12 protein-coding genes are annotated in these 13527 nt (G+C 64.0%); 1 reads left to right on the top strand and 11 read right to left on the bottom strand.

Translation table 11 applies throughout. From position 1 onward, the window contains the following. Positions 1–11 precede the first annotated feature (11 nt). A complete protein-coding gene (locus FJ951_RS09275) occupies positions 12–770 on the bottom strand; it encodes a triose-phosphate isomerase (protein WP_140514632.1) in 759 nt (252 codons plus the stop codon). A gap of 18 nt (positions 771–788) precedes the next feature. Then, positions 789–1559 carry a DeoR/GlpR family DNA-binding transcription regulator gene (locus FJ951_RS09270; protein ID WP_140514630.1) on the bottom strand — a complete coding sequence of 257 codons (771 nt, stop codon included), beginning with the start codon at positions 1557–1559 and terminating at the stop codon, positions 789–791. 263 nt (positions 1560–1822) lie between these two features. Between FJ951_RS09270 and fba the strand changes: the two genes are divergently transcribed. Next, entirely contained in the window at positions 1823–2887 is a 1065-nt protein-coding gene (fba, locus tag FJ951_RS09265; protein ID WP_140497777.1) for a class II fructose-bisphosphate aldolase, read from the top strand. On the opposite strand, the gene FJ951_RS09260 is transcribed toward fba, so the two are convergent. The 9 genes from FJ951_RS09260 to FJ951_RS09220 all read right to left on the bottom strand — a co-directional run bounded on the left by FJ951_RS09260 (position 2884) and on the right by FJ951_RS09220 (position 13523). Beyond that, positions 2884–3699, bottom strand: a complete 816-nt coding sequence (locus FJ951_RS09260; RefSeq protein WP_140514628.1) for an amino acid racemase — start codon at positions 3697–3699, stop codon at positions 2884–2886. The genes fba and FJ951_RS09260 overlap by 4 nt on opposite strands. Beyond that, the gene (locus FJ951_RS09255; RefSeq protein ID WP_140514626.1) at positions 3696–5057 is read right to left on the bottom strand and encodes a cation:dicarboxylase symporter family transporter; all 1362 of its coding nucleotides are present in this window, start codon (positions 5055–5057) and stop codon (positions 3696–3698) included. Before FJ951_RS09255 ends, FJ951_RS09260 begins: the two co-directional genes overlap by 4 nt. A gap of 2 nt (positions 5058–5059) precedes the next feature. Then, positions 5060–5893 carry a transporter substrate-binding domain-containing protein gene (locus FJ951_RS09250; RefSeq protein WP_181167181.1) on the bottom strand — a complete coding sequence of 278 codons (834 nt, stop codon included), beginning with the start codon at positions 5891–5893 and terminating at the stop codon, positions 5060–5062. A 233-nt stretch (positions 5894–6126) separates the two neighbouring features. Continuing rightward, positions 6127–7068, bottom strand: a complete 942-nt coding sequence (locus tag FJ951_RS09245; protein WP_140514624.1) for a TIM barrel protein — start codon at positions 7066–7068, stop codon at positions 6127–6129. A 48-nt stretch (positions 7069–7116) separates the two neighbouring features. Further along, the gene (locus FJ951_RS09240) at positions 7117–8634 is read right to left on the bottom strand and encodes a glycerol-3-phosphate dehydrogenase (protein ID WP_140514622.1); all 1518 of its coding nucleotides are present in this window, start codon (positions 8632–8634) and stop codon (positions 7117–7119) included. A 45-nt stretch (positions 8635–8679) separates the two neighbouring features. Next, the gene (locus FJ951_RS09235) at positions 8680–9720 is read right to left on the bottom strand and encodes a 2-hydroxyacid dehydrogenase (protein WP_140497767.1); all 1041 of its coding nucleotides are present in this window, start codon (positions 9718–9720) and stop codon (positions 8680–8682) included. Positions 9721–9730: 10 nt separating this feature from the next. Continuing rightward, on the bottom strand, positions 9731–11284 hold the full coding sequence (locus FJ951_RS09230; protein ID WP_140514621.1) for an FGGY-family carbohydrate kinase: 1554 nt from the start codon (positions 11282–11284) through the stop codon (positions 9731–9733). Then, entirely contained in the window at positions 11284–12408 is a 1125-nt protein-coding gene (locus tag FJ951_RS09225; RefSeq protein ID WP_140497763.1) for an ABC transporter ATP-binding protein, read from the bottom strand. Before FJ951_RS09225 ends, FJ951_RS09230 begins: the two co-directional genes overlap by 1 nt. Then, positions 12405–13523, bottom strand: a complete 1119-nt coding sequence (locus tag FJ951_RS09220; RefSeq protein ID WP_140514619.1) for an ABC transporter ATP-binding protein — start codon at positions 13521–13523, stop codon at positions 12405–12407. Before FJ951_RS09220 ends, FJ951_RS09225 begins: the two co-directional genes overlap by 4 nt. Positions 13524–13527: the final 4 nt, after the last annotated feature.

Here is a 13527-nt window from a genome sequence, read left to right as displayed (position 1 = left end):
ATTTCGTTCGTTCAGATCGCCGCCGAGGCGCGCCTGAGGATGTCGATGTAGCCCTCCGCCTGCCAGGCCGAGCGGCCGATAAAGAGGCCATCGATGCTGGGCTGGCCGATCAGCTCGGCCGCGTTGCCGGGATTGACGCTGCCGCCATAGAGCACCGGCGGGATGGACGGCAGCAGGCCGCCGGCCACTTTCTTGATCAGCGCCTGCTGTTTTTCGGCATAGGCGGAGCTGGCCGGAATACCCTTGTCGCCGATCGCCCAGACCGGCTCATAGGCAAACAGGATTTTTGCCGCCTTCGCCTCGCCTTCGAGGAACAGCAGCGCACCCTCGACCTGGCCGGTCAACACCGCATCCGCCTTGCCGTTTTCGCGCTCCGCCAGCGTCTCGCCGACGCAGATCAGCGGTATCAGTCCGTGCTTGACGGCGGCCGCCGTCTTCAGGCCGACGGTGCGATCGGTCTCGCCGAAATGCTCGCGCCGTTCGCTGTGGCCGAGTTCGACCATGTCGAGACCGCAGTCGCTCAGCATCAGCGGCGAGATCTCGCCGGTCCAGGCCCCGGCATCGGCCCAGTGCATGTTCTGGGCACCGACCTTGACCCGCGTCGACGACAGCGCCTGCTTGACCTCGCGCACCGCCGTGAACGGCGGGATGACGAAAGGCTGGATGCGCTCGTCGAAGCCTGGCACGAAGCCGGCCAATGCCCCGGCGAAATCCAGCGCCTCGGCGAGCGTCTTGTTCATCTTCCAGCTTGTACCGACCCAATAAACCACGCCTGCGCTCCTTGATCCTCAATCCTTGTTGGCGACCACCGTCAGCGAAACGCCGGCGGCATCCAGTGCGGCGCGCATTCCCGGCTCAGGCGCGCGACCGGTGAAGACGGCATCGAAGGCATCGAGTTCGGTCAGGAAATGCAGCGCCGTGCGGCCGAACTTGCCGTGATCGACCAGCAGATATTTGCGCGTCGCTGCTTCCATCATCAGCCGCTTGATCTGCACCACCTCCTGGTCCTGGTGGAAAGCGGAGGCGCCATGGACAGCCGATGACGACAGGAAGGCGACGTCCGCGCGCAGCGATCTCAGCGAAGCCTCGGCAAGCAGTCCGAAGAAGCCGTGGAACTTCTTGCTATACTGGCCACCGAGCGCAATCAGGTCGATGCCCCCGGCGCCGGCCAGGTCCTGGATGACGGCCAGATTGTTGGAGATCACCGTCAGCGGCTTGAAATCGGCGAGATGCCGTGCGATGCCGCCAGCCGTCGAGCCGTCGTCGATGATGACAGTCTGGCCGGGTTCGATCACCGCGACCGCGGCCGCCGCAAGACGCTGCTTTTCCCCTGTCGCCTGCTTTTGCCGGTAGCGAAAATCGCTTTCGAAGAGACCGCTCGGCTGGATCGAAGCGCCGCCACGCACCTTGCGCAGGAAACCGCTCTCCTCAAGGTCGTCGAGGTCACGATGCACCGTCATCCTGGAGACGCCAAAGCGTGAGGCAAGATCGTCGACGCTCGCCGCGCCGACGTCCATCAGAAAGTCCATGATGCCTTGACGCCTGTTATCGCTCTTCATTGCTGCCGATGTCCGCCAACCGACGCTGGCTCCTCGATAAGATAACATATTTCTTCCTGAAACTATCATGATTTTTGTGATAATGAGATGTTTTCCTGGGATATTCCCGTGGCTTTCATCACGGCCCTGTAACAAGAATTGCTGCCGGGACGGTGTCTGACGGTTGCGGTTGCGCGGAAATCCGGCCAGAAGCATCGGTGGGCTGGACGATGCGCGGACAGCCAGCAAGCACAGGTTAGAAACCAGATACGGGAGACTATTCGTTGGCTCGCATCACACTGAGACAATTGCTCGATCACGCCGCCGAATACGGCTATGGCGTGCCGGCCTTCAACATGAACAACATGGAACAGGGCCTCGCCATCATGGAGGCTGCGGAGGAGACCAAGTCGCCGGTCATCCTGCAGGCAAGCCGCGGTGCGCGTGCCTATGCCAATGACGTGGTGCTGGCCAAGCTGATCGATGCGCTGGTCGAGATCCATCCCGACATCCCGGTCTGCATGCACCTCGACCACGGCAACAACGAGGCTACCTGCGTCACCGCGATCCAGCATGGTTTCACCTCGGTGATGATGGATGGATCACTCAAGGAGGACGGCAAGTCGCCGGCCGACTACGCCTATAATTCGGGCATCACCAAGCGCGTCGTCGATATGGCGCATTGGGGCGGCGTTTCGGTCGAAGGCGAGATCGGCGTGCTGGGCTCGCTGGAGAGCGGCGGCGGCGAGCAGGAGGACGGCCACGGCGTCGAAGGCGCGATCAGCCACGACCAATTGCTCACCGATCCGGTGCAGGCCGAGCAGTTCGTGCGCGACACCCATGTCGACGCGCTGGCGGTTGCCATGGGCACCAGCCACGGCGCCTATAAATTCTCGCGCAAGCCGGACGGCGCGGTGCTGGCGATGAACGTCATCGAGGAAATCCACCGCCGCCTGCCGAACATGCACCTGGTCATGCATGGTTCGTCCTCGGTGCCGGAGGATCTGCAGGAGATCATCAACAAATATGGCGGGCAGATGAAGCCGACCTGGGGCGTGCCGGTGGAAGAGATCCAGCGCGGCATCAAGCATGGCGTGCGCAAGATCAACATCGACACCGACAACCGCATGGCGCTGACCGGCGCGATCCGCAAGGTGCTGACGGAAAATCCCTCGGAATTCGACCCGCGCAAATATCTGACGCCGGCGATGGCGGCGATGAGGAAGCTGTGCAAGGAGCGTTTCGAGCAGTTCGGCACCGCCGGCAACGCGCCGAAGATCAAGCCGCTGCCGGTCTCGGAAATGGCCAAGCGTTACAAAGCGGGCAGCCTCGATCCGAAATTCGGCTAAACGACCAGTTCCCGGAGCGGTTCAGTGTTGGATAGAACCGCCGAACCGCTCCAGCTCTTTACGGGATGAGAACACCGGCCGAGGTCGCGGAACGTCCTGCGCGGCGAGCCCAACCGTGTCAAACAGGCTCGCGCCAGGGCTGCATTGCTGTCGATGACGACCAATCCGTTCGTAGGGTTGAGGCTGGCGGCCACCACCGACAGTTCGGTGCAGCCGAGAACGGCCGTATCGGCGCCGGCCGATCGCGCGATTTCAAGCGCGCGCTCGGTTTCGCTCGCCGCCTCCGCGATCGAACCACCCTTGACCAGGCCGATCGCTCTATCGACGCGACCCTGGAATTCCGTGACGGCGGGAAAGCAGAGCTCAAATCCCGCCGCCGACATCCTGTCCCGATAGAAGCCGGAGACCAGCGTGCCCTGCGTGGCGAGGATCGTAACCTTGCCTCGGCCCAGGCTACGATGGGTTTCAGCTACGACCGCGTCGGCGATATGGATGATCCGCGCCTGCGAGCTCGCCGCCAACTGCTCATACCAATGATGGGCGGTGTTGCACGGCATCGCGATACAGGCAACGCCGAGCGCATTGAGCGTCGAGACCGCGGCTTTCAAAGACGCCAACGGACCGTCATGGCCGGCAAGGATCGCCTCGGTCCTGTCAGGCAGCTGTGGCACGCTGAGGATGACGGCGGGCACATGCTCATTGTCCCGGAACGCCTGGGTCATTCGGGTCAGCTTGAAGTAGAAGTCAGCCGATGCCAACGGCCCGAGGCCGCCAATGACGCCGAGCTGGAGGCTGATGCCATGGTCGATCATCGAGCGGGCTCGGCTTCGAGCTGTTCCGACGCCGCTTCGACAGACTGCGTTGTCTCCCTGTGGCTGGGCGCGATCATTGCGGTGCTCGCCGCAACGGTGCAGACGCTGGACAGCGTCATGAACGTGTCGACGGCCGCGTCGACCGCGACGAACAGGGCGAACGCCGCCTCGAAGGGAATCTTCAGGTAGCCACAGACGATCGACATCTGGGACAGGATGAGCAGGCTGCCCATGCCGCCGGTCGTGAGCGCGAGAAGCGCCGAGGTGATGCCGACGAGCAGGAGGTCGGGGATTACCAGCGGACGGCCGTAGAGCTGGGCGATGAAAAGAACACCAGACGTGTAAAGCAGCGCCGGGCCTGTCCGCAGCAATGCCGCCTGCAGCGGCACGAGCAGCTCGACGACCACGAGGCTGAACCGCAGACGCTCGCTCAGCAGGTTGATGACCCACGGAAGCGAGGCGACGGTAGAGCGCGTGGTGATGGCGACCATGAGAAGGGGCTGACAGGTCTTGATCGTGGCCCAGTAGCTTCGCCGAGAGCGGATGGCGATAACGGCAAATGCGCCGGCGATGAATGTGAGGCAGGAAAGACCCATCACCAGCAGATAACCGCCCATCAGCGTGAGCGGCTTGGTTCCGGTCGACGCGGTCTGATCCGCGATCAGGATGAAGGTTGCAAACGGCAATCCCCAGATGAACCAGTTGGTAAGGACCGTGCAGGCCCGGTAAACCGCGTTCAGCGCCTGAGACAGGCTCATGGACGAAGGCTGGGGAATCTTGCCCATCGCGAGCCCGAAAAGCAGGCAGAACAGCAGGACCTGGATGGTTTGACCGGAGGCCAGCGCGCTGAAGACGTTGTTCGGTACAAGATCGAGCAGTATCGAACGCCCGGTGTCGGATCCCTCATTGGGTGGTGGTTGGTAGGGGAATGCGAGATCGGTGGATACACTGCCCTGCGAATTGATGAACTCGCCAAGCTCGATGCGCGATTGAGGATTCTCGATCTGGCCCGGCTGAAGGACAAGCGAGTAGGTGCCACTCACCAATACGCTCAGGAACGACACGACCAGCACCGCCATACCCACCCGGCCAAGGTAACGGACCGAGTTCGGATCCTGAACCATCGACATGATCGAGAAGATGACCGACGAGACCAGGTAGGGCAGGACGACCATCTTGAGGAAATTCAGGTAGAGCTGCGCCACAGGGCTGATCGCATGGGCAAATGCTGGATAATAGAGGCCGCAAAGGATTCCCGCCCCGATCATCGCAATCGTCGTCGCGGGCGAGCGCAATATGCGCCTCGCCGCCAGGCGCCAATCGAAAGCCAAGGGTCCGGCTGCTTCCGTGACGGCCATCGTCAGGCTTTGCTCCCCAACCGGTAGCGCGCGATGATCTCGTCAGTGTTGAGAACCTGCTGACCGCGCGCGAGATCGAGGTAAAGGTCGATAAACGCCGCGAGATGCGGATTGTCCGGTCGCACACCGATTGCGATCGTGTCTACCTTGTCGGTCAGCGTGATCGAGCGCGCGGCGACCGTCATCGACGGATCGTCGACCATCAGCTTCTTGATCTCGAAATCGTCGCGATACGCCATGTCGATCGTCCCATCGCGGATCGCATCGACAACCATGTCCCAGCCTGCAAAACGATGAACTTGTGCATGCGGAAAGGTCGTCGCCGCATAGGTTGCGAATGAAGAGCCCTCGATCACGCCGAGATCGCCCGAGAAATCGCGGATGATCTGCTCGGGTGGTTTGCCTTGCGCGATGCGCGCCAGGTTGAGGCGATTGGCGATGAGGCCTTGGTGCAGCATGGCATAGGGCCGGGAATAGAGGATTGAGCGGCCACGGCGAAGGGTTCGGCTGAGCTTGCCGATGGCTATGTCCGCCTGGCCGGAAGTCAGCTGTTTCACCATGCCGTCGAACGTTGCGGCGGATCGGTCGAACACCGGCTCGACGCCAAGCTCCGCTGCTATGCCGCGGGCCAGTTCCATGTCTATGCCGCTGTCCCCCGATCCATCGGCCGGGAAAAATGGATCGGAGGCAAAGGCCGGCATCGCAATGCGCAGCGCATTGTCGCTGATGACGGGAGCGATCTCCGCCTGCTGTCCTGGAGTGTTGGCCGCCCGAGCTTGCGCGACCAGCAAGCCGACGCTTCCGGCCGTGAGCAGCGTGCGACGTGTAACCGACATGCGGATTCTCTAGTTCGCGAGGGAAGCCGGACAACAAATCGGACCAATTCGCAGTATGCATGGCGAAGTTAAACAAAAGTATCTTTCGCATTGTACTTTTATAGCAATCAGCAGCGCAGGCTGCCGCAATACTCGCATTATGTAATGTATCTGGGATATCTGATTGCTTCGCTGGCGGGCCAACCGGTTGGACCGCCAACAGGCGCGAGTGGCATCGGCTGCCGCCCCGACCTCTACCCGGTTTTCGGCAGCAGATCAGGCCTGCCCGTGTCGATAAAGGGCGCCCAGTAGTCGACCGATTCGCGGATCATGGCGACCACCTGGTGGTCGACCGGTTCGCGCTCGCGAAACGACAGTTCGAGGCAGATCTCGTTGTCGGTGCCGCCGCCGCGCCGCACAGTCTCCAGCAGCTTTTCAGGCGTGATGCGGCCGTCCCTGTTGTGAGCCGCGGTGAACGGCCAATGGCCACCCTTGTTCATCGACGATTGCTTGATGTGGATGATCGGCGACTTCCTGGGGAAAGCCTCGGCCCAGGCATAGGGATCGATATCGGCCGGGTTGCTGGAGGTGACGTCGCCATGGTCGATGTCGACCATCATCTCCAGCGGAATGGCCATGCCGGCCGCGTCGATCGCATTCTGCAGCAGCCTGCAATTCTCGATCGTGTGGCCGAACTCGCGGCCGACCGACATCGGCTCCCAGAACAGGTAGTTAAGCCCGGCCGCGCGGGCGTGTTCGGCGACCTCGCGCCAGCATTCCAGTGCAATGTCGAACAGGCGCGCGCGGCGCGCGGGATCATCATAATCGCGATGGGTGAAGATCGCGAATTGGGTACCCATGCCGCCGGCGCCAAGCTCGGCCGAGATGTCGGCAAAGGTCTTGAACCAGCCGACATAGTAGCGGCGCACATCCGCGTCTGGATGGCCGAAATGGTTGAGCCGGCCGTAAGGACCGGTCATGCCCGAGGTCACGCGCACGCCCGTGCGGGAGAGTGCGCCACGAAACAGGCGGACGAATTTCACGATCGTCGCCGCCGGCCAGCCCGGATTGACGAATTCATGCGTGAGCTGAATGTCCCTGATGCCGATGTCATAGGCGATGGTATCGACCAGGTCGTCAGGCTCGGCAAAGCGGTTGACCAGCGGATTGGTGTTGAGGGAGAGCGTGAATGCCACGATCGCGATCCTCTCAGCCCTTTCGCGCTACATTGGCGATGATTGCCATCACCCTGCCCTCGCCAGCCGGCTCGCGCACCAGTGTTCGAAAGCCGATCTCTCCTCGGCGGAAAGATGCAGGCCGTGCTTGGTGCGCCGTTCGAGAATGTCGGCCGGTGTCTCAGCCCATTCCTGCTTGAACAGGTAACTGGCCTCGCGCTCGAAGAAATCCTTGCCGAAGCATCGCCCGAGTTCCGCGAGCGAACGGGCCGCGCCGACCAGAAGGCGTGTCCTGGTGCCGTAGAGCCGGCCGTAGTGCTTGAGCAGCGATGCAGGCATCCATGGATACTCCCGCCCGAGATCGCCTAAAAACTGTTCGAAATCGGCATTGGCGATGTCGCCGCCAGGCAGATGCGCCTTCGCCGTCCAGGGCTTGCCCATCCGGGGGAAGAACGGAGCGATCCTGTCCAGCGCATGCTCGGCGAGCTTGCGGAAGGTGGTGATCTTGCCGCCGAAGACGGACAGCAGCGGCGCCTCAGCATCCGGCGCGTCGAGTTCGAAAATATAGTCGCGGGTCACGGCACTCGGGTTATCGGCATTGTCGTCATAGAGCGGCCTGACGCCGGAGAACGAATAGACGACATCGCCGCGCGCGAGGCCGCGCTTGAAATAGCGGTTGACCACCCTGATCAGGTATTCGATCTCGCTCTCATCCGCCGCCACGTCCTCGGGTCGGCCGTCATAGGGAATGTCGGTGGTGCCGATCAAGGCGAGATCGCCCTGATAAGGATTGATGAAGATCACCCGCTTGTCGCTGTTCTGGATGAGGTAAGCTTGGCGGCCCTCCCAGAATTTGGGCACGACGATATGGCTGCCCTTGACCAGGCGGACATTGCGCGTCGAGTTCTGGCCAGCAACGCGGTTGATGATGTCGTTGACCCAAGGGCCAGCGGCATTGACCAGCGCCCGCGCTCGCACGGTGGTTTTCACGCCGGTCTTGCCGTCGCGCATCTCCACCGACCAGAGGCCGCCTTCCCGGCGGGCGGCGGTGCAGGCGGTTCGGGTGAAGATCTTCGCTCCGCGCTCGCGCGCATCCAGCGCATTGATCAGCACGAGACGGGCGTCGTCGACCCAGCAATCGGAATATTCGAAACCGCGCTTGAACTCGTCCTTGATCGGCGCGCCCTCGGGCGCGGTGCGCAGGTCGAGCGTGCGGGTGGCCGGCAGCCGCTTGCGGCCGCCGAGATGGTCGTAGAGGAACAGGCCGAGCCGCACCAGCCAGGCCGGCCGGTCGTCAGGACTGTGCGGCAGCACGAAGCGCATCGGCCAGATGATGTGCGGTGCCGATTCCAGGAGTACCTCGCGCTCGATCAGCGCCTCGCGCACCAGGCGGAACTCGTAATATTCGAGGTAGCGCAGGCCGCCATGGACGAGCTTGCCCGATCGCGAACTGGTGCCTTCCGCCAGATCGTCCTTTTCGCACAGGATGACGGAGAGGCCGCGGCCTGCTGCATCGCGGGCTATGCCGGCGCCGTTGACGCCGCCGCCGATGACGAAAAGGTCGACGATTTCGGGTCCGCCACTCATCTCGTCACGATCTCGCTGCCGGATTTACACACCATGGCTGCCGCCTCAGCACGGATTGACCGGAGGCAGCCCGGCGATATAGCGGCGCACTTCCTCGGCGGCCTGCTCGGCCGCATAGGTCACGGTGCGCACCGAGGCGCCGGCGATATGCGGCGTCAGCGTCACGTTGGGAAGCTGCAGCAAGGGCCAGTCCGACGGCACAGGCTCGACCGCGAACGTCTCCAGCATGGCGCTGGCGATCTGGCCTGAAACAAGCGCCTCATAGAGTGCGTCATAGTCGACCAGCGGCCCGCGCGCCGTGTTGACGAAGATCACCCCGGGTTTCATCCGCGCGATGGTGTCCTTGCCGATCAGGCCGCGCGTCTCCGGCGTCACCCGCGAATGCAGCGTGACCACGTCGGAGCGGGATAGGAGATCGTCAAGCGCGACCAGTTCGACGCCGGCGTTGCGGTCCTCTGCGCTCAACTGCACATAGGGGTCGCTGACCAGAACGTGGCAGCCGAAAGCGCGCAGCAGCCTGACTACCTTTGTTCCGATATTGCCGTAACCGACGACGCCGACCGTCATCTCGCTAAGCTCGCGGCCGGTGCGGTCGGCGCGGTAGAGATCGCCGCGCCATTCGCCCCTGCGCAGCGCTTCGTGGCCGACCCGGATCAGCCGCGTTTCGGCCAATATGGCGCCGATGGTGAATTCGGCCACGGCGGTCGCGTTGCGGCCGGGCACGTTGACGACGGTGATGCCATGCGCGCGCGCCGCTTCCATGTCGATGTTGATCGGGCCGCCGCGCGACACCGCGACCAGCTTCAGGGCCGGCAGGCGGCGCATCATGCCCTCCGACAATGGTGCAAGCTGGGTGACGAGGATCTCGGCATCGCCAATGAACTCGACGACCTCGTCGGGACGGCCGAAATACTCCTTGACCTTGTCGAGGCCGAGCGCCGGATCGCCGAATTCCATCGGCTCGTCGGGCCAGGCGGTCTGCAATGTCCTGACATCGAGGTCACCGCTCGCGACCTTCTCGATTTTGGCGCGAAACACCTCCGGAAGCATGAAGTTGTCACCAATGATCGCTATTTTCCTGGGCATACTCGACTTCTCAATTTGCCTGCACCGAAGCCATCGCGCGCCAGACCGGCCGCAGCGCCTGGTGCGCCAACATGTAGGACGGGGTCATCCTGTCGTAGATCGCGGCGAGGTCCCGATCACTCGGCTCCGCCTCGCCAAGCAGCGGCGTCACCCATTCCGCGACGCATTCGTCCATCGACTTGTACAGGCCGACGCAGACCGCGGCTATCATCGCCGCGCCGGCCGCCCCGGCCTCCTCGCGCTGGCTGGTGCGGATGTCTGCGCCGACGGCGGCTCCGAGGATCTTGCGCAGCGCCGGGCTTCGGGCGGCGCCTCCGGTCAGCCGGATCTCGCGCGGCAATGGCCCCATGGCGGCGTAGCAATCGCGCGCCGCGAAGGCCAATCCCTCGAAGACGGCGCGCACCAGGTCGGCATAGCCGTGGCGCGAGGATATGCCGACGAAGCCGGCCCTGGCATTGGCATCGACGAACGGCCCCCGCTCGCCGGCCTCGGACACATAGGGCTGGTAGAGCAGCGAGGCGGGCTGCGAGGCGGCGATCCAGGTGTCGACGAGCGCGATCATCTCGCCATTGCTGCGGGTGATGCCTTGCGAAGCGAGGATGCCGGAAGCGAGCCCAAGCACCCAGTCGATGTTGAGGGTCGCCGCCATGTTGGACTGCATCTGCGCGAACACGCCGGGCGCCGGCATGGCCATGGTGTAGCCGGTTGCCGCCTCGTTCAGTTGCACGTCGTCCGGCGTCTCGGCCAGCCGCATATGCATGCCGGTGGAACCGATGATGGTGCAGCCGGGCTTGCGCTCGCGGTCGAGCAGGCCGGCGCCAAGCGCGGTGCAGACGACGTCGACATAGCCGAGCACGACCGGCGTGCCGGCAAGCATGCCGGTGGCGGCGGCCGCCGCCTGCGACAGACCGGCGCTGTGCCTGGTGCCGTCTGTGACCGGCGGTAGCAAATGCCTGAGGTCGGCGACGCCGAGCACGTCGAGCACATCCTCGCTATAGTCGCGGGTGCGGAAATCGCCAAAGGTGAAGGTTCCCTCGGAGGGGTCGGTGGCGCGCTCGCCGGTCAGCTTGAAATAGAGCCAGTCCTTGCAGTGAAACGCCGTCGCCGCCTTGTCGAGCATTTCAGGCATGTTGCGCTTCATGAACACGAACTGCGAGCCCTGCTGGCAGGCGGCGAGCCCGCTGCCGGTCTTTTCGAAGCGCAGCCGGTCCTCGGGCCGCGCGCGGATCTCCTCGACGACGCCGGCGGCGCGCGCGTCGAGCCAGAGCCAGCCCTTCGCCACCGGCTCGCCCTTGCCGTCGATCAGCCAGGTGCCGTCGCCCTGCCCGGTCACCGCGATGGCGATGGTCCGGCCGGCGAGATCGGGCACTTTCTCGGCGAGCTGGCGCAAGGTCGCCGCCGCATCCGCCCATGTGCGCGCAAGATCCTGTTCGGCGCCGCCGCCCGGCCGCGTCTCGTAATGGTTCGGCGTTGCCGCGGCGGCGATCTGCCGGCCTTTCGTGTCGAAGGCGATGGACTTGATGACGGAAGTACCGGCGTCGATACCGATCAAGAGATCACGCATCAGGCGAGCTCCATGCCGTGCGAAATGGCCTCGCCGCTCGCCTGGTCGAAGACATGCAGGTTCTTCGGGTCGATGCTGACATTGATCGGCGCGCCAAGGTCCAGCCGGGTGCGGTCGTGCTCGACCAGGACCAGCGAGCCGCCGGCGAAATCGGCCGCTATATGGGTCTGGTCGCCAAGCCATTGATTGGCCGAAACCCTGGCGGGGACCCCTTCCTTCGAGCGCCGCACCGCGTAAGGCCTGATGCCGATGACGACGCGCTCGCGGCTGAGCAACTGGTCGCGGACGGGAGCGCTGAAGGCGTCCTTGTCGTAGTCCAGCGACAGCCCGTCGGGAAGCCTGAGATTGATGCGCCCGGCGGTGGCGCCGACATAGGCCTCGAAGACATTCATCGGCGGCTCGCCGACGAAGGTGCCGGTGAACAGGTTCGCCGGACGCTCCTTGATCCTGTCCGGCGTATCGAACTGCTGCAGCACGCCGCCTTCCATCACCGCGATGCGGTCGGCAAGCGCATTGGCCTCGGTCTGGTCGTGCGTGACCAGGATCGCTGTCAAGCCGCGCTCCTTGATGAAATGCTTGATGCGGCCGCGCAGCACGGCACGCAGCTGCGGTTCGAGCTGCCCCATCGGCTCGTCCAGCAGATGCAAATCGGCGTCGCGGATCAGCGCCCGGCCGAGGCTGGCGCGCTGCTGCTGGCCGCCGGAGATAGAGCTTGGGTAACGCTCCAATATGTCCTCGATCTCGAGCAGTTTGGCGATGCTGGCGACCCTGGCCTCGACCTCGCTTCTGGGCAGCCGGGCCGCCTTGAGCGCGAAGGCCATGTTCTCGCGCACCGTCAGCGGCGGGTAGAGCGAATAGCCCTCGAAGGCCATCGCCACGTTACGCCTGACCGGCGGCAGCGTGTGCACCTGGCGGCCGGCGACCGAGATCGCGCCGCGCGACACCTCCTCGAAGCCGGCGATCATGCGCAAGGTCGAGGTCTTGCCGCAGCCGGACGAACCGAGCAGCGCCACGATCTCGCCCTTGCCGATCTCCATCGTCAGCTTCTTGACGGCGTGGACGCCCCGGTCGATCGGGCCATAGAATTTGTCGACGCCGGAAATGGTGAGTGCGCTCGCGCTCATGCGGCTTCTCCGTTGCGCAAACTGACGACATTCTTCGAGCCGATGCGCTCGCCGCCGGCGCGATCGAACAACAGGGCGCTCTTGCCGTCGACGGCAATGTGGGCCTTGCCTTCGCTGCGGCCCGGTGTTCCGGCCGGCCGCGAAACCAGGATCTCGCGGCCGCGCAACGTGCGCACCAGCGTGACGATCTTTTCGTTGAGCGGGGTTTCGGCCTCGACCGTCACCGGAATGGCGCCGGGTTCATTTTCGCCGACGAAATGCAGTGCTTCCGGCCTGAGCCCGATGATGCAGTCGCGGCCGACCGCGGTCTCGGGAGCCCCGGCGAGATGGACCTGCACATTCGACAGGGCGACATGGATTCCCTTGGCGCCAAGCGCCGGCTTGACGTCGAGCAGGTTGATGGTCGGGTCGCCGAACAGCCGGGCGATCTCGACATTTGCCGGCTCGCGATAGATCTGTTCGGGCGTACCGAGCTGGCTGATGACGCCTTGCGACATGACCGCGATGCGGTCGCCGAGCGCCATGGCTTCCTTATAATCCTGGGTGACGTAAACGACGGTGGCGCCGCGGTCGGCAAGCAGGCGCGGCAGTTCGAGCCGCATCTCAAAACGCAGCTTGGCGTCGACATTGCGCAAGGGATCGTCGAGCAGCAGCAGCGGCGGCGAGCCGACCAGCGCACGGGCAAGCGCGGTGCGCTGCTTCTGGCCGTTGGAAAGAGCGCGCGGCTTATGGGAAAGCACATGGGCGATCTTCAACAGCTTGGCGACGCTCTCGACGCCGGCCTTGATCGCGCCCTGCGACGACCGCTTGGCCTCCAGCGGCGTCGCGATGTTGTCGAACGCGCTCATATGCGGAAACAGCGCGAAATTCTGGAACGCCATGCCGACGCCACGGAATTCGGCGTCGACGTCGGTCATGTCCTCGCCGCCGATGAGGATCTTGCCTTCGTCGGGGTCGATGACGCCGGCGACGAGGCGCAGCAGCACCGTCTTGCCGGCGCCGGAGGGTCCGAACAGGACCAGCGTCTCACCGTCAGCGACGGTCAGCGAAAGATTGTCGAGCACGGTCTGGCTCTTGTAGCGCTTGACGAGGTTTCTGAGTTCGAGGCTGGCCATGGAA

Source organism: Mesorhizobium sp. B2-2-3 (assembly GCF_006442405.1).
In the GTDB taxonomy this organism is placed as follows: Bacteria; Pseudomonadota; Alphaproteobacteria; order Rhizobiales; family Rhizobiaceae; genus Mesorhizobium.
The sequence above is the reverse complement of the archived record's forward strand: the minus strand, read 5'-3'. Positions and strand labels throughout refer to the sequence as shown.

Bases quoted from the DNA above. Each gene is read 5' to 3' on its own strand.
- FJ951_RS09220 (WP_140514619.1), bottom strand. From the start codon at position 13,523: ATGGCCAGCCTCGAACTCAGAAACCTCGTCAAGCGCTACAAGAGCCAG.
- FJ951_RS09270 (WP_140514630.1), bottom strand. From the start codon at position 1,559: ATGAAGAGCGATAACAGGCGTCAAGGCATCATGGACTTTCTGATGGAC.
- FJ951_RS09250 (WP_181167181.1), bottom strand. From the start codon at position 5,893: ATGTCGGTTACACGTCGCACGCTGCTCACGGCCGGAAGCGTCGGCTTG.
- FJ951_RS09255 (WP_140514626.1), bottom strand. From the start codon at position 5,057: ATGGCCGTCACGGAAGCAGCCGGACCCTTGGCTTTCGATTGGCGCCTG.
- FJ951_RS09225 (WP_140497763.1), bottom strand. From the start codon at position 12,408: ATGAGCGCGAGCGCACTCACCATTTCCGGCGTCGACAAATTCTATGGC.
- FJ951_RS09240 (WP_140514622.1), bottom strand. From the start codon at position 8,634: ATGAGTGGCGGACCCGAAATCGTCGACCTTTTCGTCATCGGCGGCGGC.
- FJ951_RS09230 (WP_140514621.1), bottom strand. From the start codon at position 11,284: ATGCGTGATCTCTTGATCGGTATCGACGCCGGTACTTCCGTCATCAAG.
- FJ951_RS09260 (WP_140514628.1), bottom strand. From the start codon at position 3,699: ATGATCGACCATGGCATCAGCCTCCAGCTCGGCGTCATTGGCGGCCTC.
- FJ951_RS09235 (WP_140497767.1), bottom strand. From the start codon at position 9,720: ATGCCCAGGAAAATAGCGATCATTGGTGACAACTTCATGCTTCCGGAG.